Here is a 24718-nt window from a genome sequence, read left to right on the forward strand (position 1 = left end):
CGATTGCAAGTCTTTATTACGTCTGCCAACCGCGCTTCGCGATTGCCGCGCGCGCTCAATGCGCGCCCGCTGCCGCCGCATCCGTATCGCCGCCGCCCGAGCGCGACGGCTTCGTGATCCAGATCAGCGGAATGATCGCGACGAAGATGATCGCCGACACGTAGAAGATGTCGTTCAACCCCATCACGGCCGCCTGCGAATCGACCGACGCGTTGAAGAACGCGAGCGCCGCATCGGGGCTCAGGTGCAGCAGCGAGCGGGCCGCGTCGATCTGCTGCGCGAAGATCGGGTTGCCCGCGCTCGCCTGTTCGGTGAGCCGGACGTGATGCAGGATCGTCCGGTCGTTCCACGCGTTGCTGATCAGCGACGTGCCGACCGCGCCGCAGAACGTGCGGCCGAAATTCGACAGGCCGGCGGCGGCCGGGATCTTGTCCGGCGGCAGCCCCGACAGGATGATCGCGGTGAGCGGCACGAAGAACATCGCCATCGGAACGCCCTGCAGCAGCGTCGGCAACACGAGGTCCCAGTGCGACACGTCGGAATAGAACATCGTGCGCATCATGAACACGACGGCGAAGCCGATGAACGCGAGCGTCGCGAGGTAGCGCGGATCGGTGCGCGGCAGGATGCGTCCCATCACCGGCGTCAGCACGATCGCGAAGATCCCGAGCGGCGCGGTGGCGAGCCCCGAGTCGATCGCGCGATAGCCGAGATAGCCCTGCATCCACTGCGGCAGCAGCACGAGCGTGCCGAAGAACATGCCGTAGGCGACCGAGATCGCGATCGTGCCGCCCGCGAAATTGCGCTGCGTGAAGAGCCGCAGGTCGACGATCGGATTGGCCGCGGTGAGCTCCCACACGAGGAAGAACGCGAAGCCGACCAGCGCCACGATGCCGAGCGCGACGACGACGGGCGAATTGAACCAGTCGAGATCCTTGCCCTTGTCGAGCATGATCTGCAGCGACGCGACCCACAGCACGAGCAGCACGAGGCCGACCGTGTCGATCGGCATGCGGCGCATGGCCGATTCGCGTTCGCGGAACACGATCCACGTGACCGCCGCCGCGAAGAAGCCGACCGGAATGTTGATGTAGAAGATCCACGACCAGTTGTAGTCGTACGTGATCCAGCCGCCGAGCGATGGTCCCGCGATCGGGCCGACGAGCGCCGTCATCGACCACAGCGCGAGGGCCGTCGCCGATTTCCGGCGCGGCCATGCGCCGAGCAGCAGCGCTTGCGACAGCGGCGCGAGCGGCCCGGCGACCGCGCCCTGCAGGATCCGTGCGGCGAGCAGCGTCGGCAGGTTCGGCGCGATCCCGCACAGCCACGACGCGAACACGAACAGCAGGATCGACGTGACGAACAGGCGCACCTGGCCGAAGCGCTGCGTAAGCCAGCCCGTCAGCGGAATCGACACCGCGTTCGCGGCCGCGAAAATCGTGATCACCCACGTGCCTTCGTCGACCGATACCCCGAGGTCGCCCGAAATCGTCGGAATGGCGACGTTGGCGATCGACGAGTCGAGCACGTTCATGAACATCGCGAGCGATACGGCGATCGTGCCGATCGCGAGCCGGCCGCCTGTCAGCGGGCCGGGATTGGACGGAGAGGACATGGCGTTCCTGCGTGATGGAAGGGGGCCGCGCGGTGCGTGCGGCCGGCACGCGCACGCATGCGCGTGCGACGCCTGCGCGGACGAACCGCGAAGCGGACGGACGCATGCTGCCCGCGGGCGGCGCGCTCAGGCGGCGCCGTCGCGTGGCAACGCGCGGTTCAGTTCAGGTGTTGCGTCGGAAGTGCGAAGCCGTGACGGGCTCCGGCAGGCGGGCTGGCGCCGGTCAGGACGGGGCGACGCGCGTGACGCGTCGGCGGGCAGCGGGCACATGGCTGCCGTAGCGTGTGGTGTCGTTTTTCATCGGCACAGGCTAACGATGCGGCGAGTGTCGATCAACGCTCGCCCGCTCACTAATTCCTTTCGTCGGCCGCAATAATCCGGCCGTACGGGCCGAATGCCGGTCGGGCGATGCCGGTTACGGTGCGCTGCGCCAGCCGGTGAAGACTTCCGTCAGGAACTCGACGAACGCGCGCACCTTGCTGTCGAGCGTCGCGCGGCGCGGATAGAGCGCATGCAGCTCGACGTCGTCGGTGCGGTGCCAGTCGGGCAGCACGATCTCGAGTTCGTTCTTCTCGAGCCGGCGCGCCGTGTAGTGCGTGGAGACCAGCGCGATGCCGCCGCCGCTCGCGGCCTGGCGCAGCACCGTGATCGACTCGTTCGAGATCAGCACGGGCCGCACCGGCACGTCGGCGACGTCGCCGGCCGCGTTGGTGAGCCGCAGCGTCAGGCCCGGCGCATCGCGGCCGACGTACAGGATGTCGTGCTGCGCGAGTTCCTGCGGCGTGTGCGGCCGCCCGGCGCGGTCCAGATAGGCCGGGCTCGCGGCCAGCTTCGCATGCGACCAGCCTAGCGAGCGCGCGACGTAGCCGGAATCGGTCAGCATGCCCGCGCGCAGCGCGACGTCGAAACCGTGCTCGACGAGGTCGAGCGGGCTGTTGTCGTAGATCAGCACGAGCTGGACGCGCGGGTAACGCCGGCGAAACTCGGCGAGCGCCGGCTCCAGCTCGAACAGGCCGATCGAGTAGGGCACCAGCACGCGCAGCGTGCCTTCGGGATCGGTGCGCAGCGCGCGCGCCTGGCGGTCCGCGTCGAGCAGGATCTCCTCGGCGCGCAGGCAGCGTTCGTAATAGTCGCGTCCGGCTTCGGTGACGGACACGCGGCGCGTGGTCCGGTACAGCAGTTGCACGCCGAGATCGTCCTCGAGCTGCTTGACCTTGCGGCTGACCCGGCTGAGCGCCAGGTCGAGTTGCACCGACGCGGCGGTGAAGCTGCCGCGTTCCACCACGCGCAAGAATATCCGGATGCTCTCGAAGTCCATACAGGTCGTTTCCGTGTTCGGCTTACGCGCATCTTACCGTCGCCGGCCGGATCGTTCCGTGTCGGCCGCGCGATTATCCCGCCCGCTGCAATAACGCATCCCGTGCGGGCCGTAGTGGCCGCCGCCGCGCGACCGTATGCTCGCCGGATGAAATTCGCTCTCCCCAGCCTGCCGCCGTTCGCGACGTTGCGCACCGCGTTGCGCGATGCCTGGCCCACCTTGCCGCCCGGTGCGCTCGGCTTCGCGCTGCGCAACACGGCCGCGTCGCTGCTCGCGCTGTACATCGCGTTCCGGATGAATATCGACGACCCGAAATGGGCCGCGTCGACCGTATGGATCGTCGCGCAGGGCAGTCGCGGCATGGGGCTGTCGAAGAGCCAGTACCGGATTCTCGGCACCGCGATCGGCGCGGCCGTCGCGCTCGCGCTGACGGGCGCGTTCGCGCAGACCCCCGAACTGTTCCTGCCGGCGCTCGCCGTATGGATCGGCCTGTGCGCGGGCGTCGCGACGTTTCTGCGGAATTTCCGTGCGTATGCGGCGGTGCTCGCCGGCTACACGGCCGCGATCATTTCGATGGATGCGGTGTCCGCGCCGCAGCACGCGTTCGACATCGCGACCGCGCGGTTCCTGTACGTGGTGGTCGGCATCCTGTGCGGCGCGGCGTTCGAAACGGTGTTCGCGCCGGGGTCGCCGCTGCGCGATGTCCGTGCGCGGCTCGCCCGTTATCTCGCGCGTGCGGTGGCCGTCGGTGCCGAAGCGTTGCGTCGTGAACCGAACGGTGCGGCCGTGCACCGGCTCTTCGCCGACGCGGTCGACCTCGACACCGCCGCCGAATACGCCGCCGCCGGCGCACCGCCGGTGCGCAACGCGATCGGCCATCTGCGCGCGGCGGTGCTGGGCGTGCTGTCGGCCCATGCGGCGGGGCAGGCGATCGACGCGCACGCGGCGCGCAGCGGCGATGTGCCCGATCCGCTCGTCGCCGCTGCCGCGCGCGTGCTCGACGGGGTGGCCGCGTCCGGCGAAGCGGGGCCCGACCTGGCGGCGCTGCGTGCGCGCGTGGACGACGCACTGCGTGCCGAGGCCGCCGAGCCGGCCGGCTCGGACGCATCGCGCCTGCTCACGCTCGACCGGCTGGATGCACTGCTCGCGGGGTTCGACCGTGCGTACGCGAGCAAGGCGCAGATCGACCTGCCGGTTCCGCCGCCGTCACGCGTGCGCTACGCATTTCATCGCGACGCGGTGCTCGCGTTTCACAACGGCATGCGCGCCTTCATCGCGGTGCTGGTCGCCTCGGCGATCTGGATCGTCACCGCGTGGCCGTCGGGCGCCGGCTTCGTCGCGATCACGGCCGTGGTCGGCGCGCTGTTCTCGACCCGCCCGAATTCGGCCCGGGCCGCCATGGGCTTCCTGAAAGGCGCGGCCTGCGCGGCGGTGGCGGGCGTGGTCTGCAACTTCGTCCTGTTGCCCGCGGTGTCGGGCTTCGAGATGCTCGCGTACATCATCGGCGTGTTCATGATCGGCACGGGCGTCGCGCTGCGCCATCCGCGCACCGCCGCGCTCGGCAGCGCGTTCTCGATCTTCTTCTGGAATTTCACGTCGCCGGACAATACCGCCCGCATCGGCGATGCGGCGTTCCTGAACAGCGCATTGTCGACGCTGCTCGGCATCGCATTCGGCGTGCTGGTGTTCGCGCTGGTGTTTCCCGGCGATCCGGGCACGAGCCGGCGGCGTCTGCATCGCGCGGTGCGCCGCGATCTGACCGAGATCGCCCGCAATCCGGGCGGCTGGTCGGCAAGCGCATGGCTCAGTCGCACGGCCGACCGGCTCCGGTGCGAGCTCGGGTTCGCGGGCGGCCTGCCGCACACGCTGATCGAGCGCGACATGCGCGACCTGCTCGCGATCTGGGGCATCGGCGACAGCCTGTTGTCGCTGGCGGAACTGGCAGCCCGCGAGCCGGCCGCGCGTCGCGCGGCGGCGGTGGTGCGCGGCCGCGTCGCGCGTGCGGATTGCGCGCGGCTCGAACGGAGCTGCGATGCGGCGGCGCGGTTGCTGCGGCGGCACGTGGCCGATATCGACAGCGACGGGGGACGCGCGCTGCTGCGCGGCATCGTGCTGCTGAGACGGATCGCGGACGCGGCGGCCGAGCACGGCGGCTTCCTGCGCGGCCGACGCGACTGAAGGCGCGACTGAACGGCGCGCGTGTCGCGGGGCGTCGGCGCTTCAGGTGAGCCGATACGCCGGGCCTGGCGTCACTTCCGCCGGCAGCGGCTCGCGGTTCAGTTCGAGCAGCGTGCGCTCGATCATCCGCGTCATTGCATCGAGCGCGAGATGGTTCGGGCCGTCGCCGAACGGTTCGGCGATCGCATGCGCAATCGCATCGAGCGCGATCAGCGTATACGCGACGAACACGGTGACGAACGGCGTGGCCGCGCCGATCGAGTCGACGAGACCGAACGGCAGCAGCACGCAGTACGCGTAGATGGTCCGGTGCAGCAGCACGTCGTACGAGAACGGGATCGGCGTCGACGCGATGCGCTCGCAGCCGCTCACCATCGACACGAGGTCTTCGAGGCGCGCGTCGAGCATCCACAGCCGCGTATCGGCGAGACGGCCGGCGTCGGCGCGCGCGGCGAATGCCTCGCGCAGTTCGTGGACGATTGCGACCGGCGCATACCGGGCGGCGACGATGCGCGTGAAGGTCGCGCCGTCGAGCAGCGTGCGCAGGTCCGCCGCCGGATCGGTGCCGCGCAGCTGATGCTTCAGCGCATAGACGAACGCGACGACCTTGCGCACGAACGCCTGCCGCGACGAGTCGTCGTCATCGACCGCGCCGTAGCAGAGCGCCTGCGACACCAGCGTGCGCGACGCGGTCAGCACGCCCCCCCAGAGTTGCCGCCCCTCGCGGTAGCGTTCGTAGCTCGCGTTGTTGCGAAACCCCGCGAAGATCGCGAGCGTGAGGCCGATCAGCGTGAACGGCGTCGGATTCAGCGGCACTTTCTCGCCGAGCACGCGGCCGCCGCCCCAGAGCGCGACGAGGCTGATCGCGAGCGTCAGCACGAGCTGCGGCAGGATGGTCGGCAGCACCGACCCGTTCCAGACGAGCAGCATGCGCAACCAGTGCTCGCGAGGCCGGACGATCATCGCGGCGCTCCGTCACGCAGCGACCGACACCGGCGCGGCCGCACGATGCAGCAGCACGGGCACCGACTTCGATGTCGGCGTGTTGCACACGTCGCCGACGCTGTCGAGCGGCACCAGCGGATTGGTTTCCGGGTAGTACGCGCCGATGCAGCCGCGCGGGATGTCGTATTCGACGAGCAGGAAGCCGTCCGCGCGCCGCTCGATGCCGTCGTGCCACACGGTTTCCATGTCGACCCATTCGCCGGCCTTCAGGCCGAGCATCGCGAGATCGTCGCGGTTGGCGAACACCACGCGGCGCTGGCCGTATACGCCGCGATAGCGGTCGTCGAGCCCGTAGACGGTCGTGTTGTACTGGTCGTGCGAGCGCGTCGTCATCAGCGTCATCAGCCGTTCGCCGTGCAGCGCGCGGGCGCGCTGGATCGGCGTGTCGGTCGGCAGTGCATGCGCGATGAAGTTCGCCTTGCCGGTCGGCGTCAGCCACTCGCGGTCGCGCGACGCGACGCGCAGGTGGAAGCCGCCGGGCCGCGCGATGCGCGTGTTGTAGTCGTAGAAGCCGTCGAGGGTCGCCTCGATCGCGTCGCGGATCTTCGCGTAGTCGTCCTTGTACGCGAGCCAGTCGATCTTGCCGCTGCCGAACAGCGCGTGACCCATGTGCGCGACGATCGCCGGTTCCGACATCAGGTTCGCCGAAGCCGGCTTGTTCATCCCGTACGACACGTGGACCATGCTCATCGAGTCCTCGACCGTCACGCCTTGCGCGACGTTGTCCTGCAGGTCGATCTCGGTGCGGCCGAGCGTCGGCAGGATCAGCGCGTCGTGGCCGTGGATCAGGTGGCTGCGGTTCAGCTTCGTCGTGATGTGCACCGACAGGTCGCAGCGGCGCATGCCTTCCCACGTGCGCGGCGTGTCGGGCGTCGCCATCGCGAAGTTGCCGCCGAGGCCGATCAGCACCTTCACGTGGCCGTCGAGCATCCCTTCGATCGTCTCGACGACGTCGTAGCCGTGGTGACGGGGCGGTTCGAAGTCGAACACCTGGCCGAGCCGGTCGAGGAACGCCTGCGACGGCTTTTCCTCGATGCCGACCGTGCGGTTGCCCTGCACGTTCGAGTGGCCGCGCACCGGGCACAGGCCGGCGCCCGGGCGGCCGATGTTGCCGCGCATCAGCATCAGGTTGGTCAGTATCTGCACGGTCGCGACCGAATGCTTGTGCTGCGTGATGCCCATGCCCCACGTCGCGATCACGCGCTCGCTGCGCGCATAGAGCTGCGCGAGGCCGTCGATCTGTTCGTACGGCACGCCGCTTTCGGCGGTCAGCGCGGACCAGCTTTCGTTGCGCAGATCGTCGGCGAATGCGTCGAAGCCGGCCGTGTGCTCGCCGATGAACGCGGTGTCGAGCACGCGCGGCGCACCGGCGGCGCGCGCGGCATCGTCGAGTTCGAGCACGCGCTTGGCCATCCCCTTGATCAGCGCGAAATCGCCGCCGATGGTCGGCTGGATGAAGGTCGACGCGATCTTCGTGCCGGACATCGTCAGCATCTCGAGCGGGCTTTGCGGATCGGCGAAGCGCTCCAGCCCGCGTTCCTTCAGCGGGTTGATCGACACGATCGTCGCGCCGCGCTTCGCGCATTCGCGCAGCTCGCCCATCATCCGCGGATGGTTGGTCGCCGGGTTCTGGCCGAAGATCAGCAGCGTGTCCGCATGCTCGAAGTCGTCGAGCGTGACGGTGCCCTTGCCGACGCCGACGGACGCCGGCAGCCCGCGGCTCGTCGCCTCGTGGCACATGTTCGAGCAGTCGGGGAAGTTGTTCGTGCCGTACAGGCGCACCAGCAGCTGATACAGGAACGCGGCTTCGTTGCTCGCGCGGCCGGACGTGTAGAACGCGGCCTGGTTCGGGTCCGGCAGGGCGCGCAGGTGGCGCGCGATCAGCGCGAACGCGTCGTCCCACGCGATCGGCACGTAGCGGTCGGTCTGCGCGTCGTACACCATCGGGTCGGTCAGGCGGCCGTGCTGTTCGAGCTCGAAATCGGTCTGTTCGAGCAGCTCGGCGACCGTGTGCGCGGCGAAGAATTCGGGCGTCACGCGCTTGCCCGTCGCTTCGGCGGCCACGGCCTTCACGCCGTTCTCGCAGAATTCGAACGTCGACGCATGCTGACGGTCGGGCCATGCACAGCCCGGGCAGTCGAAGCCGTCGGGCTGGTTCTGGCGCAGCAGCGTGCGGTAGTTGCCGCCGGTAACTTTTTCCTTGATCAGGTTGATCGCGACGGCTTTCAGCGCGCCCCAGCCGGCGGCCGGGTGGTGATACGGTTCGATGCGCGCGGCGGCGGATTTCTTTTTCATGATGCAGGTGTCAGGGTCGATGGATGGAGAGTACGCGGGCCGCCCCGGTGGCTGTGTGTACACCTTTCAGCTTCAAAAAAGAGTACAGTTGCGCCCAATCAAGCCGCGCGGAGCGCAACTGTGTTGTTGAAGGGAAGTTGAAAGGGAGGCGCGTGAAGCGTTACGAACAACTGGCCGACGATCTGCAGGCGCAGATCGAGCGTGACGTGTACCGGCCCGGCGAGCGGATTCCGTCGGTGCGGCAGGCGAGCCGGCAGCAGCAGCTCAGCGTCACGACCGTGCTGCGCGCGTACCTCGTGCTGGAGAGCCGCGGGCTGATCGAGAGCCGGCCGCAGTCGGGCTATTTCGTGCGGGCGCGCGCCGTGGCGCCGGCCGAGGCCGAGCTGCACACGTCCGCGCCGGCCGCGGAGCCGTCGGCGGTGGACGTGAGCCGGCTCGTGCTGTCGACGCTGCGCTCGATCGCGCGCGACGACGCGGTGCCGCTCGGTTCGCCGTATCCCGATGCGTCGCAGTTTCCGGTGCAGCGTCTCGCGCGCTACGCGCAGGCGATCGGGCGCCGCCGCACGCGCTGGGGCGTGATCGACGACCTGCCGCCCGGCAACCAGGAGCTGATCCGCCAGATCGCGCGACGCTACGCGGAGCGCGGGATTGCGATCGAGCCGGGCGAGATCGTGATGACGATCGGCGCGACCGAAGCGATCAACCTGTGCCTGCAGGCCGTCGCGAAGCCGGGCGACACGATCGCCGTCGAGTCGCCGACGTTCTACGCGATGCTGCACGCGATCGAGCGGATGGGCATGCGCGCGCTGGAAGTGGCGACGCACCCGGGCGACGGCATCGATCTCGACGCGCTCGAACGGATTCTCGAGCGCGAACGCATCGCCGCGTGCATGGTGATGCCGAATTTCCAGAACCCGCTCGGCTTCCAGATGCCGGACGAACGCAAGCGCGCGCTCGTCGAGCTGCTCGCGAAGCATGGCGTGCCCGCGATCGAGAGCGATGTCTATCACGAGCTGCATTTCGGCGACACGACGCCGAGCGCGCTGAAGTCGTACGACCGCGACGGGCTCGTGCTGCATTGCGCGTCGTTCACGAAGAGCCTGTCGCCGCGCTACCGGATCGGCTGGGCGATGCCCGGGCGCTACCGCGACCAGGTCGAGAAGCTGAAATTCCTGAACACGCTCGCGACGCCGGCGATCGAGCAGCTCGCGATCGCCGAATACCTGAAGTACGACGGCTACGATTTCCACCTGCGCCGGATGCGCAAGCAGTATGCGCAGCAGGCGAGCCTGATGAGCGCGATGGTGCGGCGGTTCTTCCCGGAAGGCACGCGGCTGTCGCAGCCGCAGGGCGGCTACGTGCTGTGGGTCGAGCTGCCGCCGCAGGTCGACGCGATGAAGCTGTATGCGCTCGCGCTCGCGCAGCGGATCACGGTCGGGCCCGGTCACATGTTCTCGGCGACCAACGACTACCGGCATTTCATCCGGCTCAACTACAGCTATCCGTGGTCGCGGCAGATCGAGGATGCGTTGAAGGTGCTCGGGCGGCTCGCGTCGGAGTGCGCGGGGCGGTGAGCGGCGCGACGGCGGCCGGCGGCCGCCCGTTGCAGGCCGCCGCCGGCACGCATCACGCTGCGCGCGGCAGTTCGCGCTGCGCGGCGCCGGCCATGCTGCGCATGTCGAAGCCCGACGGGTGCTGGTACACCCGCAGCCCGAACTCCGGCAGCACCGCGATCAGGTGATCGAACAGGTCGGACTGGATCGTCTCGTAGTCGACCCACGTCGTCGTGTCGGTGAAGCAGTACAGTTCGAGCGGAATGCCTTCGGCCGTCAGCGGCAGTTGCCGCGCCATGCACGTCATGTCGCGACGGATCCGCGGATGCCCCTTCAGGTAGTTCGCGACATACGCGCGGAACGTGCCGAGATTCGTCAGCTGGCGACGGTTCGCCGGGCATTCGCCGGCCGCGCCGAGCGTGCCGTTCCATTGCGAGATCGCGTCGACCTTGTCTTCCAGGTAGTCCTTCAGCAGCGTCAGGCGTTCGAGCCGCCCGATCTCGTCGTTGTCGAGAAAGCGCACGCTCGTCGCGTCGACGAACAGCGCGCGCTTGATCCGGCGCCCGCCGGCCTCGGTCATCCCGCGCCAGTTCTGGTAGCTCTCGGTGATCAGCTTCCACGTCGGCACCGTGATGATCGTGTGATCGAAGTTCGCGACCTTGACGGTGTTCAGCGTGATGTCGATGACGGTGCCGTCCGCGCCCGCCGACGGCATCGTGATCCAGTCGCCGATCCGCAGCATGTCGTTCGACGACAGCTGCACGCCCGCGACGAGGCCGAGCAGCGTGTCCTTGAAGATCAACATCAGCACGGCCGACATCGCGCCGATGCCCGACAGCAGCAGGCCGATCTGCTTGCCGGTGGCGTCGCCGATCACGACCAGCGCGGCCGTGATGAACATCACGAGCTTGACGAGCTGCATCGCGCCTTTCAGCGACAGCCGCGGCTGGTCGCGCTGGCTCGTGCGATGCGCGTGTTCGAGCGCGGACAGCGTCGCGCTGATCGTCATCGACACGAGGAACACGATCAGCGCGAACAGCACCTTGTCGGCGGCCTGCGCGGCCGTGGCGGGGAGGCCGGGCACCGCGCCGAGCCCGAGCTTGATCACGACGAACGGGACGATGCGGTTCAGCCACCTGAACGCGCCGAACTCGAACAGCGCGTCGTCGATGCGGGTGGCCGACAGCCGTGCGATGCGCGCGACCACGCGAAACAGCAGGAAATGAACGGCGGCGGTGATCGCGCCGGCGGCGGCGATCAGGATGAGGGTGCCGACGAGCGGCGCAAACCAGGATTCGTTCAGGGTCATGGGGGCAGCTTGGGTCCTTCTCGTGCATTGAAATCGGTGCCGCGATGCGGCGCGTACCCGGTGAAGGGCACATGAAAGGGACCGTGATTGTGCCATCGGGTTCCGGATGCGTGCCGCGAATGCGCCGCGCGGCTCCCGAACATCCTCACCGTTGCGCGGGCATCCGTCGGGCGCGCGCCGCGCAACATACTGTGTACTTGCCACGGGATGCCTGCTCGGGGCACGATGCGCGAACGACTTCGCGAACCGCGTTTTCACGGCACCTACGCAACCCACGCAATTCACGCATTCACGCATGCAAGACTCCAACGAAACCCGCCCGCCCGGGCTGCGGCTGCTGAAGGGCATTCTTCCGGTCCACCGCGCGACGGCGATCCGCGACATCTTCGCGGGCATGTCGCTCGCGTCGATGGATATCCCGCAGGTGCTCGGCTATGCGCGCATCGCCGGCATGCCGGCCGTGACGGGCCTCTATACGGTGTTCCTGCCGCTCATCGCGTTCGCGTGCTTCGGCGCCTCGCGCCATCTGGTGGTGGCCGCCGACTCCGCAACCGCGACGATCTTCGCGAGCCGCCTGTCGTCGATGGCGCCCGCCGGCAGCGCCGACTATGTGGCGCTGGCCGGCATGGTCGCGCTGCTGACCGCCGCGATGCTGCTGCTCGCGCGCATCTTCAAGCTCGGCTTTCTCGCTGATTTCCTGTCACGCACGGTGCTGGTGGGCTTTCTCGCGGGCGTCGGCGTGCAGGTGTCGATCGCGATGCTCGGCGACATGCTCGGCCTGTCCGTGCCGTATCCGGCGTCGCGCAGCGTCGCCCAGCTCGACTACGTGATCACGCACGCGGTCCATGCGCATCGGCCGACGCTCGCGCTGGCCGCGCTCGTCGTCGTCGCGATTCTCGTGTGCAAGCGGTTCCTGCCGCGCGTGCCGATGCCGATGATCGCGGTCGCGGGCAGCATCGCCGCGAGCTATGCATTCGGCTTTTCCGCGCGCGGCATCGAGGTGCTCGGGCCCGTCGCGGGCGGCTTGCCGCCGCTGCGCTGGCCGTCCGTCACGTGGCAGCAGTTCCTCGATCTCGTGCCGGTCGCCGCGTCGTGCTTCGTGATGATCATCGCGCAGAGCGCGGCGGCGGCGCGCGTGTTCGCGCAGCAGTACGGCGAGGACGTCGACACCAACGCCGACATCCTCGGGCTCGCGGCCGCGAACGCGGCGGCGGCGGTGGGCGGTGCGTTCGTCGTCAACGGCAGTCCGACGCAGACCGCGATGGCCGATGGTGCGGGCGTGCGCAGCCAGATCGGGCACCTGACGTTCGCCGCGGTCGTCGCGGTGGTGCTGCTGTTCCTGAGTTCGTATTTGCAGTACCTGCCGCATGCGGTGCTGGCCGGCATCGTGTTTACGATCGCGCTCGGGCTGATCAACGTGCGCAGCCTCGCGGCGATCCGCAAGGAAAGCCCTGGCGAATTCACGCTCGCGCTCATCACCGCCGTGGCCGTCGTGACGGTCGGTGTCGAGCACGGCATCCTGCTGGCCGTCGCGTTGTCGTTGATGCGGCACGTGCGCCACAGCTACCAGCCGCATACGATGGTGCTCGAGGCCGCGGAAGGCAACGGGCGCTGGCAGCCGGTGCCGTCGCGGCCCGGCGCGACGACGGCGCCCGGGCTGATCGTCTACCGGTTCGGCTCCGACCTGTTCTTCGCGAACGACCATCTGTTCGCCGCCGAAGTGACCGAGCTCGTCGACGCGGCGCCCGCACCGCTGCGCTGGTTCATCGTCGACGCGGGGGCGATCACCGATCTCGACTACTCGGCCGCGCGCACGGTGACCGATCTCGTCAAGGCGCTGCATGCGCGCCGGATCGGCGTGCTGTTCGGGCGCGTGAACCGCTACCTGCAAGCGGACATGGAGCGTCACCGGATCACGGAGATCGTCGGGGCGTCGTGCATTTTCCCGACGCTGCACCAGGCGCTGGATGCGGCGGGCGTGGCAGCGACGCCACAGGAGCCTGGCGTGGTGTAGCACGCAGTGCGAAGCGTCGACAGTGCCTAGGCGGCTGCGCGCAGGCGTGTGAAGCCGTTGCGCAAGTGACGGGCCAGTTCGGCGGCGGCCGGCGTGCGCTGGCCGCGCGGCAGATGGAGGTTGATCGCGAAGTTCGGCAGCGCCGGCAGGCCGCTGTCGGCCGGCAGGATGTCGAGGTCGGCCGGCACGGTGGACGCGAGCCAGACGGTCACCGCGAGATCCGCGCGCACGGTCGCGGCCGTCGCGTCGAGGCTGCCGTTCTCGAACAGCGTGCGCCATTCGCGATCGCATTCCCGCAGCGCGTCCAGCACGGTCGGGCGGAACGCGCAGGTTTGCGCGACCATCGACACCGGCAGCGGCGTGCGCCGATACGCGGCGCCGCCTTTCGCACCGACCCACACCAGACGGTCGACGGCGACGCATTCGCCGCCCGGTTGCCCGACCGGCGCCTCGATCAGCGCGACGTCGATCTCGCCCTGCCTGAGCGCACGGCGCAGTTCCGGCGATGCCGCGCACACGAGCGACAGCGCGACTTGCGGATGCGCTTGCGCATAGCCTTTCAGGATCGGCGCGAGACAACTGCCGACGAGATCCTGCGGTGCACCGACGCGCACCGTTCCTTCCATGGCACCGGCCGTCATGTCGGCCAGCAGCGCGTCGTGCGCGGCGAGCAGCCGGCGCGCCTGCCCGAGCAGCCGCTCGCCGTCCGCCGTGAGCAGCAGGTTGCGATGCTCGCGCACGAACAGCGGGCCGCTCAGCGTTTCGAGCCGCGCGACCTGCTGGCTGACCGCGCCTTGCGTCAGGTGCAGCGCGTGGCTCGCCGCCGTCATGCTGCCGTGATCGGCGACGGTGACGAAGGCGCGAAGCAGGGCGATGTCGAGGTTGCGTACCATGAGTCGCATTATGAATGCTAATGGCAGGCATAAAAAGCTTTCGCTGTCGTAATGCTTCGGGTACGGGTAAAAACGGGGTTTCGACGACGACCGGGAGCCCACGTGCTGCTTCGCGATTACCTGCCGCTGATGCTTTTCGTGATCGTATCCACCGGGACGCCCGGCGGCGCGACGACGCTCGCGACCGCGTCGGGCGCGCATTTCGGCTACCGGCGTTCGTTGCCGATGATGGCGGGCATCGCGGCCGGCCTTGCGTCGATGGCGGCCGCGGCGGCGGCCGGGCTCGGCAGCGTATTGCTGGCGCTGCCCGCGCTGCAGCTCGCGATGAAGGTGCTCGGTTCGGTGTATCTGCTGTGGCTTGCCGTGCGCATCGGGCGCGGCGGCAAGCCCGGCCTCGACACCGCCGTGCAGCGGCCGCAGCGGTTCGTCAGCGGCGTGTGGATGCTGTGGCACAACCCGAAAGGCTGGGCGATGACGCTCGGCGCGGCCGCGTCGTTCGCCGCGCTCGCGTCCGGCCCCGTGAGGCTCGGCGCATTGCTCGGGGTCGCGTTCGGCGTGGCCGCGATGGCGTCGCTGTCGCTCTGGTGTTGCGCCGGATTGCTGTTCGCGCGCGTGTTGCGCACGGAGCGGCAGTGGCGTTGCGTGAATGCGGGGTTGGGGCTGTTGCTCGCGGCGTCGATCGCGCCGATGTGGCTGCCGTAGCGGGGTGCGCGCGAAGCGCAACCCCGCGGTTCAGCGCGAACCGGCTCGCGCGTTGCGCGTGCGCGCTCCGCCCGCGCCGCTCGACCACAGCGGCAACCGAAGGGTCGTGACGAAGCTTGCCGCATGCAGCGCGCAAAGCAGGCCGAACGCCCACGCGTACGCGGCGCCATGCGTGCCGCCGGCCGACACCGATTCGACGTGCAGCCGCCACGCGAGAAACAGCGTGCATATCGTCGTGAACGTCGGGCCGCCGAGCCGCTGGACGATATTGAGCGACGTCGTCGCCATCGGCAGGTTGCGCCGGTCGACCGACGCATACGCGGCGGAAATCGACGGCGCACCGATCGCGCTCTGGCCCATCCCGCGCAGGAACAGCGCGGGCACGAGCACGTAAGGATCGTAGCCGGTCAGCGCGAGATACACGAACGGCAGCGTGGCGAACAGCGCAAGCATCGCGCCGGCGGCGGCGAGCCGGCGCACGCCGAACCGGCTCGTCAGCGCGCCCATCGACGGATAGGTGACGAGCATCCCGAGCCCGAGCGGCGCCAGCAGCCACCCCATCTCGCCGGGCGAGCGGCCGCACGCCTCGATCAGGAACACCGGAATCAGCATCTGGCCCGCGTAGATCGTGCCGTTCGACAAAAACTGCGTGCCGGCCGCCGCACCGAACACACGCGAGCGAAACAGCGCGAGATCGATCAGCGCGTGCTCGCCCTTGCGTCGTTCGACGCGCAGGAACGCCGCGAGCAGCAGCGCCGAACACGCGATCGCCGCGATGCCGAGTGCGGCGTCGATGCGCTCGGCGCCGTACAGGAACAGCACGAGCGCCGGCGACAGCAGCGCGAGGCCGACCCAGTCGAGCGCTCGCCGTTGCGTTTCCTCGCGGTCGCCGGGCAGGAACCAGACGGCCAGTGCGAGCGCCAGCGCGCCGACCGGCAGATTCACGAGAAAGAGCCACCGCCACGACGTGTGCTGCAGAATCGCGCCGGCAACGACGGGGCCCAGGATCGGCGCGATCAGGACGGGCACCGCCGCATACCCGATCACGCGCGCCATCTGCTGGCCGGCGACGCGCGCGATCATCATCTGCGCCATCGGCGCGAGCAGCCCGCCGCTGACGCCTTGCAGCACGCGGAACGCGATCAGCGACGGCGCGGACCACGCGAGCCCGCACAGCGCCGACGTCAGCGTGAACGCGGAGAAACACCACAGGTACAGCGCTTTCGCGCCGATGCGATCGACCAGCCAGCCGTTCAGCGGCAGCACCAGCGTGAGCGCGAGCAGGTAGCCGCTCGTCACCCACTGGATCGTCGACAGGCTCGCGTGCAGGTCGGTCGCGAGGCTCGACAGCGACACGTTGACGATCGTCGCGTCGAGCTGCGACAGCAGCGAGCCGAGCGTCGCGACCGCGCTGACCTTCCAGATCGACGGATCGACCCGGCCGGCCGCGCGGCCCGGCGAGGGCTGCGCGCGCGGGTTGCTCACGCGCCGCGCTGGTCGAGCAGCGCGAGGACGTCTTGCGTCGAACCCGTTTCGCCGAGGCGCGGGAACAGGCGTTCGACGCTGTTCGTGTGCGCATCCGCGTTCAGGTCGGTCATCGCGTCGACGGCGAGCGTCACGTTGTAGCCGAGTTCGTGCGCCTGGCGCGCGGTCGATTCGACGCCGATGCTGGTCGCGATCCCGGTCAGCACGATCTGCGTGACGCCGGCCGCCTTCAGGTGCGCGTCCAGATCGGTGCCGGTAAACGCGCCCCAGGTTTTCTTCGTGACGACGTGGTCGCCGGGCTGGCGGTCCAGTTCGGGGATCAGGTCGGCCCAGTCGGCCGGGAACGGGTCCTTGCGCGGCGGCAACTGCGTGCGGCCCGGTGCGCCGCCGGCGACGTTGACGAGTACGACCGGCAGGCCGCGGCTGCGGAATGCGTCGAGCAACGTGCGCGTGTGTTCGATCACCGGAGCGACTGGATGGGAGGTCGGCAGCGCAATGATGCCTTTTTGAAGATCGATGACGACGAGCGCCGTGTTCGTGTCGAGACGGGTTGTGCTCATGAGGCGGATGCTCCGTGAATGGGGCGAGGGAAAGCGTGCGCGCGGAGGCCGCGCCGCACGCTGGCGGAGATTACTGCTCGCCGATGCGCCGGATCAGCGGGATCGCGGCGGCGAGCGTGCGAACGTCTTCGGGATCGAGCTTCTCGATCGCGGCGCCGAGCCACTTGTGCTTCGCGGTGTCGCGCTTGCGCCGCGCTTCGACGCCGGCCGCGGTCAGCAGGAACAGGATCTGGCGGCCGTCGGTCGGATGCGGTTCGCGTTCGACGAGCCCGTCTTCCTCGAGGCTCGCGAGAATCGCCTTCATCGACTGCGGCTTCATGGCTTCGGCGCGGGCGAGATCGGCGGTCGTCATCGGGCCTTGCCGTTCGAGTCGCGCGAGCGCGCTCGTCTGCGACATGCCGAGCCCTTCGGACTCGATCTCGGAGCGCAGCCGGCGAATGAGCTGACCGACCGCGAGGGTCAGATCGGCGGCGACGGCTTCGGCGGAAACGCCGGGTGTGCGGGGAGGATTCATGCGGCGGATCATAGAACACGACAGTTAAACTTGCAAGTTTAACTGTCTAATTGAGCGAGGAATCGCGGCGCGCGATGCGTCGGCGATCGGGCGGGACGAACCGCGCTCGGCGCGGATTGGCGGGGCGCTATGCCCGGCGCGGCGGCGCGTCTGGCGCGATCGGCACGACGTCGTGGTATCGCGGCGACGCGTTCTCGTGCAGCAGATCGCCGAGATATTGCGCGAGTTCGTCCGCGGCGATCGCGGACGGAATCTGCAGGTTGGCGGGCCGGCGCTTGCCCTCGGTGCCGAGATCGAACACGGCCCAGCGGTCGTTCGCACGCACCACGGCGAGCAGGCGTCCGAACGCGTTGAAACGGTACTCGTGCGGCATCGTAGCGCTCCTTCGTGACGACTGCGCCGGTTGCGGGCGCGGGCTTACCGGATCGAGCAGGTCAGCCAGCGATGAATCTTCAGCGCATCGTTCGACACGCCGGCGCGCGTCGGCGCGCCGAGCAGCACGATCGTTTCGCGGCGGCCCTTCACGCGCATGCGCATCACGACGCCGTGCCCCGATTCGTTGATGAAGCCGGTTTTCTGCAGCCGGATCGGCAGGCGGCCGTAGCGGACGAGCGGATCGGAATTGACATACAGCAGCTCGCCGTCGCCGGGCCGCACGGTCGTCGACGTGTCCGTCGAGAAGTAGCGGATCAGCGGATCCTGCGCGGCGGCGCCGACGAGCCGCGCGAGATCCTCGGCCGTCGACACGTTGTGCGGCGACAGGCCGGTCGGCTCGCGGAAGTGCGTATGGCGCATGCCGAGCCGGCGCGCTTCGTGGTTCATCGCCTTCACGAACGCCGCGCGTCCGCCCGGATAGTCGCGGCTCAGCGCGGCCGCCGCGCGGTTTTCCGACGACATCAGCGCGATATGGAACATCTCGCGGCGCGACAGTTCGGCGCCGATCGGCAACCGCGAACCCGTGAACTTGATCGTGTCGCGGTCGCGCGCGGTGACGCGCAGCACGCCGTTCAACGGACGATCGGCGTCGCGCGCGACGACGGCCGTCATCAGCTTCGAGATCGACGCGATCGGCCGCACGGTGCGTGCGTTGCGGGCCAGCAGCGGCGTGCCGGAGTCGACGTCGAGCACGTAGGCTGCGCGCGAATGCAGCGCGCGCACCGCGCGCGGGCTGTAGCCGCAACTCGCGAGCAGGTGCGGTTTGGCGGCCGGGCGCGTACGAACCGCGCTCGTGCGCTTCGCGCGCCGGTGCTGCGGCGCGGGTGCGGCGTGATGCTTGACCGCATGATGCTTCGCGCGCGGGCGGCGATGCTTGACGGTCTTGTGCTTGCGGTGGACGGGTTTCTTCTTGACGACTTTTGCATGCGCATGGGGTGTTGCGGTGCGATGCGGTTGCGCGGGCTGCGCGGACGCGTTCGTCGCGAACGCGAGTGTCAGGAACGAGAGGGCGATGATGAGGGTGGTCCGGGCGCGGGGCAGGCGCGCGATGAGGCCGGTCAAGCGAAAGTCTCCTTTTCACGCGCGTTGCGGCGGCGCGAAATGCGTGGGCGGTCAGCGAGTGCGGGAAATTATAAGGTCGATCGCGTGGCGATGACGAGAGATACGGATGAAATCGCGCGTGATATGGCCGGATTCCTGTGGTTTTTTGCGGAGGATCGAACGCGCCCGGTCGGCGAAAGGCGTGCTGCGCTGCCACTCAGCGCGGCCAGTTCCGTCGCGACACGACCGCGAAACTGATCGCGATCGATCCCGCCACCGGGCGCGACGGCGCATCGTTCGGCGCGTCGTCCAGTGCATTGCCGAAGCGCGGGCGGCGGTTGCGTCCGTCGGCGCGCACGGCACGGCGCGCGGGCGTCGGTGCGTCGGGCGCGGCAACGCATTCATCGGCGACGACCGTGTCGCACGACGGCTCGGACAGGCATTCGGACGCGTGATCGACGCACATGGCAGTGAATTCCGTCAGGGGGATGTCCGTATTGAACGTCACGCCGTTCGATCAGTAAAATGAATGTTTTGATCGTTACGATTCCTTTGAAGAATGGAACTGAAACTGCTGCGCACGTTCCTGACGGTCACCGAGCTCAGTCATTTCAGCCGCGCGGCCGATACGCTGCACATGAGCCAGCCGGCGCTGAGCAAGCAGATCGGCGCACTCGAGGCGAGCCTTGGCGGCAAGCTGTTCGAGCGCGGGCGGCATGGCGCGGAGCTGACGCCGTTCGGCGAACGCTTCCTGCCCGACGCGCAGGCGCTCGTGCGCGATGCCGACGAGATCCTCGCGCGGGCGAGGGAGGCGACCAGCGGGCAGCGCGGGCATTTGCGGCTCGGCATCTGCCTGTCGGTGCTGACGCTCGTGCCGAAGCTCGTCGCGGAATTCCGTCGCCGCAATCCGGGCATTGCCGTCACGCTGAGCGACCTGTCGTCTGCCGAGCAGACGCGCCGGCTGCGCGCGGGCAAGCTCGATGCCGGTTTCCTGCGCCTGCCGTCCGATGACGGGCTGTCGTCGTTCAAGGTGATCGACGAGGCGCTGGCGCTCGCGGTGCCGCCGCATCTCCGCTTCAAGCGCGTGCCCGCCGAGCTCGACGTGCTCAACGAGATCGGCTTCATCGCGCTGCAGCGTGCGCGCGGCCCAGGGCTTGCCGCACAGATCGACCGCTGGTGCGTCGAGCGGCGCTTCGTGCCGCACGTGACGCAGCAGGCGGAGGACGTGCAATCGGTGCTGACGTCGGTGGCGGCCGGCGTCGGCGTCGCGTTCATTCCGTCGCGCGCGCAGTACCTGCTGCGCGACGCGACCGTGTTGCCGCTCGACGGTCGCGACGCGAAGTGGCGCGTCGGGCTGGCGTGGCTGTCCGGCCGCGACGATCCGGTCGCCACGCGTTTCGTCTCGTTCATGCGCAGCGCGATCAAGGGCGCATAAGCGCGCGTATAGTGTTCGCGATGGCGTCTTCCCCGAATGCCGGCGTTGCGCCGGCTCACGAACCCGAACCGATGACTTCAGAATCCGACGATTCCCCGCTCGATCCCGCACTCGTCGCGACGCTCGCGACGCTGAACGAAGCCGCGGCCGATCCGGCCGGCAAAACGTGGTCGCTGCCGAAGATCGCGAAGCGCACGCAGTTGCCGATGAGCACGCTGCGCCGCGTGCTGACGCAGCTCGACGCCGCAGGCCTCAGCGCGACGACGCTGAACGAAGACGGCACCGGCAGTGCCGCGTTGACCGACGAAGGGCGTACGGTGTGCGCGCAATTGTTCGGCGCGAACGACGCGAAGTAAAAAAGGCCGCTCGAAAGCGGCCTTGCGTATTGCGGTTCGAGAGGCGGCGCATCACCACCGTGCCGTCAGCCCGCCCATGATCGAGTGACGATAGGTCTGGTCGTTCAGTCCATGCCGGTAGCCGACGTCGAGATCGAGCCAGCTCTTTGGCGAATAGATCGCCCCGGCGATCACGAACGCCGGATGCGCGCCGGCCGTGCTCTCGGTGTTGCGCGACATGCCGATGTCGGCCACGAGCTGCAACGTGTCGGTCGCCTTGAAGAGCGCCGCGGCCGACACGGCCCATGCCGAACTCAGGTCGCCCTGGCGATTTGGCTGGTAAGCCATGCCCGCATTCGCGAGCAGCGACACACGCCCGACGTCGGCCTGTGCGAGCAGCGTCGCGCCGGTGCCGACGCGGCCCGTGCCGAGCCCGCGACCGTCGTTGCCGGTCGGCATCGTCACCTGCGGTTTCAGCGCGAGCGACAGCGGCCCGCGCTCGACGAAGCGCCATTTCATGCCGATCTCGACATCGCCGATTCCGGTGCCGTTGTCGTCGGTCCGCGTCTGCAGATGCGTATAAGGCGCGTTCACGTAGAGATCGACACGTTCGCCGAATCCGCGCGTGAGCGTCGCGTTCCAGTATTGATGGCGGCCGTTCTCGTCCTGTTTCGAGGTTTCCTCGGCATTGAGCTCGAACTGCCAGTTCGCGTTGCCCTGCGTGCCCGTGTCGTCGCTGACGAGCGGATGGGCCGCGTAGGCACCCGGCGGTGCGAGCAGGGCGCTCGCGGCCGCGAGCGGGAGCATTCTTTTCATCACGTCACCTGTCGTGCGTCGTGGGCGGCCGGCCCGGGCGGGCCGGCACGCCATCGTCGGAAGGGAATCAGAACCACTGCTTGTAGCGGCGCACGTAGATCGTCTTCACGATCTGCGCGAGCAGGATGTAGCCGACCATCGTTGCCGCGAGCCACAGCCAGTACGTGCCGGGCAGGTGCATGAAGCCGAGCGAATCCGCGAACGGCGAGAACGGCAGCCAGCAGCCGATCGCGATCGCGGTAAACGTCGACAGCAGCACCGGCAGCGCGGCCGTGCTCTGCAGGAACGGGATCTTCTGCGTGCGCAGCAGGTGCACGACGAGCGTCTGCGACACGAGGCTCTCGATGAACCAGCCCGAGTTCATCACGATCTGGCCGCCCGAGCCGCCGTGCAGGTGATACATCGCGCCCGCGCCGAACACCGTCCACATCAGCACGTACGTCGTGATGTCGAACACCGACGAGGTCGGCCCGACCCACAGCATGAAGCGGCCGATGTTGCCGGCTTCCCACTTGCGCGGCTTCTTCAGGAACTCGGGATCCATCTTGTCCCACGGCAGCAGCATCTGCGACGTGTCGTAGATCAGGTTCAGCACGAGCAGCTGGGTCGCGAGCATCGGCTCCCACGGCAGGAACGCGCTGGCGACGAGCACCGAGAACACGTTGCCGAAGTTCGAGCTGGCGGTCATGTTCAGGTACTTCAGGATGTTGCCGAACGTCTCGCGGCCCTTGATCACGCCTTCTTCCAGCACCATCAGGCTCTTTTCGAGCAGGATGATGTCGGCGGTTTCCTTCGCGATATCGGCGCCGCTGTCGACCGAAATGCCGACGTCGGCGTCGCGCAGCGCAGGTGCGTCGTTGATGCCGTCGCCAAGGAAGCCGACGGTGTGGCCGTTCGCCTGCAGCGCCTTGACGATGCGCGCCTTCTGCAGCGGCGTGAGCTTCGCGAACACGGTCGTGCGTTCGACGACCTTCGCGAGCGTCGCATCGTCGAGTGCGTCGATTTCGCCGCCGAGCACCGGTTTGCCCGGCTCGAGGCCGACCTGCCGGCAGACCTTCATCGTGACGGTCGGGTTGTCGCCCGTCAGCACCTTCACCGCGACGCCGTTCTCGCGCAGCGCGGCGAGCGCCGGTGCGGCCGATTCCTTCGGCGGATCGAGGAAGGTCAGGAAGCCGCGCACGACGAGGTCGCGCTCGTCGGCAGTGCGGTACTGTTCGCGTTCATCGCCGCGCGGGATCATGCGCGTCGCGAGCACCAGCACGCGGAAGCCGTCCTCGTTGTACGCGCCGGCCTGTTCGAGCAGCCGCTTGCGCGCGACGAAATCGAGCGGGCGCACGCCGTCTTCATCCTGCACGTGGGTCGACACCGCGAGCATTTCCTCGACCGCGCCCTTGCAGATCAGCAGGTGCGTGCCGCGGCTATCTTCGACGACGACCGACAGGCGCCGGCGCACGAAGTCGAACGGCAGTTCGTCGATCTTCTTGTAGCCCTGCGGCTTCACGCGCTCGCCGATCTCGTCGGCGCGTGCGACGACCGCGATGTCGATCAGGTTTTTCTGGCCGCTCTGGTGGAAGCTGTTCAGCCAGCCGAGCCGCAGGATGTCCTCGTTCTTGTGACCGGACAGGTCGAGGTGATGTTCAAGGATGATCTTGTCCTGCGTGAGCGTGCCGGTCTTGTCGGTGCACAGCACGTCCATCGCGCCGAAGTTCTGCACCGAGTTCAGCCGCTTCACGACGACCTTGCGACGCGCCATCGCGATCGCGCCGCGCGCGAGGTTCGCGCTGACGATCATCGGCAGCATTTCGGGCGTGAGGCCCACGGCCACCGCGAGCGCGAACGTGAGTGCGCTGAGCCAGTCGCCCTTGGTCAGGCCGTTGATCATGAACACGATCGGCACCATCACGAACATGAACTTGATCAGCAGCCAGCTCACGCTCGCGACGCCGCGATCGAAGCTCGTCTCGATGCGCTTGTGGCTCACGACGTTGCGCGCGAGCGAACCGAAGTAGGTGTCCTCGCCGGTCGCGACGACGACGGCCGTCGCGGTGCCGCTCACCACGTTGGTGCCCATGAAGCACACGTTCTCTAGATCCAGCAGCGAGGTCGACGCATCGTTGGCCGCGCCGCCGGAGCCCGTGTTCGCGGACTTGCCGGCCACCGCGCCGAGCGTGTCGTACTTCTCGACCGGCAGCGCTTCGCCGGTCAGCACGGCCTGGCTGATGAACAGGTCGCGCGACGCGAGCAGGCGCACGTCGGCGGGGATCATGTCGCCGGCCGACAGGTGCACGATGTCGCCGATCACCACTTCGCGCATCGGCACGTCGCGACGGGCGGGCTCGGACGTGTCGGTCACCGCGCGCTGCACGGTGGCGGTGGTGCGGACCATCGCCTTGAGCTTCTCGGCCGCGCGCAGCGAACGGAATTCCTGCACGAAGCGCAGCAGCGCGCTGATCGTGACCATCGACAGCAGGATCGTCATGCCGACGTAGTCGCGATCGTCGGGCGCCGCGAAGTAGACGTCGGTGCAGAAGCTGATCGCGGCCAGCACCAGCAGCACGTAGACGAACGGATTGTGGAACGCGTGCAGCAACTGGCGGGTCCAGTGCGGCGGCTTGTCGTGCGCGATTTCGTTCGGGCCGTTGTGCTGCAGCCGGTCGGCAGCCTGGTCGTAAGTGAGGCCGCGCGAGCTGGTGCGCAGCGACTTGAAGGTTTCCTCGAGCGGGCGGGCCGCTTCCTGCGCGGCACGCATGAGGTGCGGTTCGTTCTGCTGGCTGGCGCCTGCGGTGATGAAGCCGCGCTGTTTCTTTTGCGATGTATTTCGTTGTGTCATGAGTCGCTCCTAGCGCACGAGGCGGCGGGCGGGGAGCGACCGTGACGTTATCGACGCACGAGCGCTCCCCGCCGCGTCGCGTCAGGCGCGATCGGCTGTGGATCGGTGAAGGGAGGGACGCTCGCCGGCGCACGGAGTGCGATCGGATGGACGATGCGCAGCGTCGCACCGGCGAGCGGTAATCGACTACTGTCGTCTGAGTTCATCTGCACTCCTGTCGGTTTCGGCTAGTCGGCACGGGCGATCGACGGCTGCGCACGCACGAGGGTGCGCGGCCGGACGGCACGCGAACGGAAGACGCACGCAGCTTGCGCTGCGCGCAGCTCGAACGCACGCGCGCGTCACGCACGGTTGCGCAGCGCGGGCATTCGGCAATATCGAAAAA

The 24718-nt window shown here is 68.5% G+C and carries 20 protein-coding genes; 6 read left to right on the plus strand and 14 right to left on the minus strand.

The genetic code is table 11. The features are described from left to right. Positions 1–55 precede the first annotated feature (55 nt). Both BX604_RS17030 and BX604_RS17040 read right to left on the minus strand, forming a co-directional pair. A complete protein-coding gene (locus tag BX604_RS17030) occupies positions 56–1615 on the minus strand; it encodes a DHA2 family efflux MFS transporter permease subunit (RefSeq protein ID WP_098551813.1) in 1560 nt (519 codons plus the stop codon). 415 nt (positions 1616–2030) lie between these two features. Continuing rightward, on the minus strand, positions 2031–2933 hold the full coding sequence (locus BX604_RS17040; RefSeq protein ID WP_098551815.1) for a LysR family transcriptional regulator: 903 nt from the start codon (positions 2931–2933) through the stop codon (positions 2031–2033). Between the two features lie 147 nt (positions 2934–3080). Here BX604_RS17040 and BX604_RS17045 point away from each other — a divergent pair, with 147 nt between their 5' ends. Further along, a complete protein-coding gene (locus BX604_RS17045; RefSeq protein WP_098552933.1) occupies positions 3081–5111 on the plus strand; it encodes an FUSC family protein in 2031 nt (676 codons plus the stop codon). A gap of 42 nt (positions 5112–5153) precedes the next feature. Here the strand turns inward: BX604_RS17045 and BX604_RS17050 are convergent, their stop codons facing one another. Both BX604_RS17050 and BX604_RS17055 read right to left on the minus strand, forming a co-directional pair. Further along, positions 5154–6074 (minus strand): bestrophin family protein, encoded by a 921-nt coding sequence (locus BX604_RS17050; RefSeq protein WP_098551816.1) that lies wholly within the window; start codon positions 6072–6074, stop codon positions 5154–5156. A gap of 12 nt (positions 6075–6086) precedes the next feature. Further along, on the minus strand, positions 6087–8411 hold the full coding sequence (locus tag BX604_RS17055; protein ID WP_098551817.1) for an FdhF/YdeP family oxidoreductase: 2325 nt from the start codon (positions 8409–8411) through the stop codon (positions 6087–6089). 152 nt (positions 8412–8563) lie between these two features. Between BX604_RS17055 and BX604_RS17065 the strand changes: the two genes are divergently transcribed. Next, a complete protein-coding gene (locus BX604_RS17065) occupies positions 8564–9985 on the plus strand; it encodes an aminotransferase-like domain-containing protein (RefSeq protein ID WP_098551819.1) in 1422 nt (473 codons plus the stop codon). A gap of 52 nt (positions 9986–10037) precedes the next feature. On the opposite strand, the gene BX604_RS17070 is transcribed toward BX604_RS17065, so the two are convergent. Continuing rightward, entirely contained in the window at positions 10038–11273 is a 1236-nt protein-coding gene (locus BX604_RS17070) for a mechanosensitive ion channel family protein (RefSeq protein ID WP_098551820.1), read from the minus strand. 295 nt (positions 11274–11568) lie between these two features. Between BX604_RS17070 and BX604_RS17075 the strand changes: the two genes are divergently transcribed. Then, a complete protein-coding gene (locus tag BX604_RS17075; protein ID WP_098551821.1) occupies positions 11569–13287 on the plus strand; it encodes a SulP family inorganic anion transporter in 1719 nt (572 codons plus the stop codon). A gap of 26 nt (positions 13288–13313) precedes the next feature. On the opposite strand, the gene BX604_RS17080 is transcribed toward BX604_RS17075, so the two are convergent. After that, positions 13314–14189, minus strand: a complete 876-nt coding sequence (locus BX604_RS17080; protein ID WP_098551822.1) for a LysR substrate-binding domain-containing protein — start codon at positions 14187–14189, stop codon at positions 13314–13316. Positions 14190–14231: 42 nt separating this feature from the next. On the opposite strand from BX604_RS17080, the gene BX604_RS17085 reads away from it, so the two are divergent. Then, complete coding sequence (locus BX604_RS17085) at positions 14232–14882, plus strand: LysE family translocator (protein ID WP_098551823.1); 651 nt, start codon at positions 14232–14234, stop codon at positions 14880–14882. Between the two features lie 30 nt (positions 14883–14912). On the opposite strand, the gene BX604_RS17090 is transcribed toward BX604_RS17085, so the two are convergent. From BX604_RS17090 to BX604_RS17115, 6 genes are all read right to left on the minus strand, one after another. Next, positions 14913–16367, minus strand: a complete 1455-nt coding sequence (locus BX604_RS17090; protein WP_098551824.1) for a DHA2 family efflux MFS transporter permease subunit — start codon at positions 16365–16367, stop codon at positions 14913–14915. Further along, positions 16364–16927, minus strand: a complete 564-nt coding sequence (locus BX604_RS17095; RefSeq protein ID WP_098551825.1) for a cysteine hydrolase family protein — start codon at positions 16925–16927, stop codon at positions 16364–16366. Before BX604_RS17095 ends, BX604_RS17090 begins: the two co-directional genes overlap by 4 nt. Positions 16928–16997: 70 nt before the next feature. Continuing rightward, entirely contained in the window at positions 16998–17453 is a 456-nt protein-coding gene (locus BX604_RS17100) for a MarR family winged helix-turn-helix transcriptional regulator (protein ID WP_098551826.1), read from the minus strand. 115 nt (positions 17454–17568) lie between these two features. After that, positions 17569–17814, minus strand: a complete 246-nt coding sequence (locus tag BX604_RS17105) for a DUF7661 family protein (RefSeq protein WP_098551827.1) — start codon at positions 17812–17814, stop codon at positions 17569–17571. A gap of 44 nt (positions 17815–17858) precedes the next feature. Beyond that, on the minus strand, positions 17859–18938 hold the full coding sequence (locus tag BX604_RS17110; protein ID WP_098551828.1) for a serine hydrolase: 1080 nt from the start codon (positions 18936–18938) through the stop codon (positions 17859–17861). Positions 18939–19134: 196 nt separating this feature from the next. Beyond that, positions 19135–19383: a hypothetical protein gene (locus BX604_RS17115; RefSeq protein WP_098552934.1), complete on the minus strand. Its 249-nt coding sequence runs from the start codon at positions 19381–19383 to the stop codon at positions 19135–19137. A 93-nt stretch (positions 19384–19476) separates the two neighbouring features. Between BX604_RS17115 and BX604_RS17120 the strand changes: the two genes are divergently transcribed. Then, positions 19477–20352: a LysR family transcriptional regulator gene (locus tag BX604_RS17120; RefSeq protein WP_098551829.1), complete on the plus strand. Its 876-nt coding sequence runs from the start codon at positions 19477–19479 to the stop codon at positions 20350–20352. Between the two features lie 71 nt (positions 20353–20423). Further along, on the plus strand, positions 20424–20708 hold the full coding sequence (locus tag BX604_RS17125; protein ID WP_098552935.1) for a transcriptional regulator: 285 nt from the start codon (positions 20424–20426) through the stop codon (positions 20706–20708). A 51-nt stretch (positions 20709–20759) separates the two neighbouring features. On the opposite strand, the gene BX604_RS17130 is transcribed toward BX604_RS17125, so the two are convergent. Together BX604_RS17130 and mgtA are read right to left on the minus strand one after the other, a co-directional pair. After that, the gene (locus BX604_RS17130; protein WP_098551830.1) at positions 20760–21503 is read right to left on the minus strand and encodes a transporter; all 744 of its coding nucleotides are present in this window, start codon (positions 21501–21503) and stop codon (positions 20760–20762) included. Between the two features lie 67 nt (positions 21504–21570). Continuing rightward, complete coding sequence (gene mgtA / locus BX604_RS17135; RefSeq protein ID WP_098551831.1) at positions 21571–24333, minus strand: magnesium-translocating P-type ATPase; 2763 nt, start codon at positions 24331–24333, stop codon at positions 21571–21573. Between the last annotated feature and the right edge of the window lie 385 nt (positions 24334–24718).

The organism is Burkholderia sp. JKS000303, assembly GCF_002563755.1.
GTDB lineage: Bacteria > Pseudomonadota > Gammaproteobacteria > Burkholderiales > Burkholderiaceae > Burkholderia > Burkholderia anthina_B.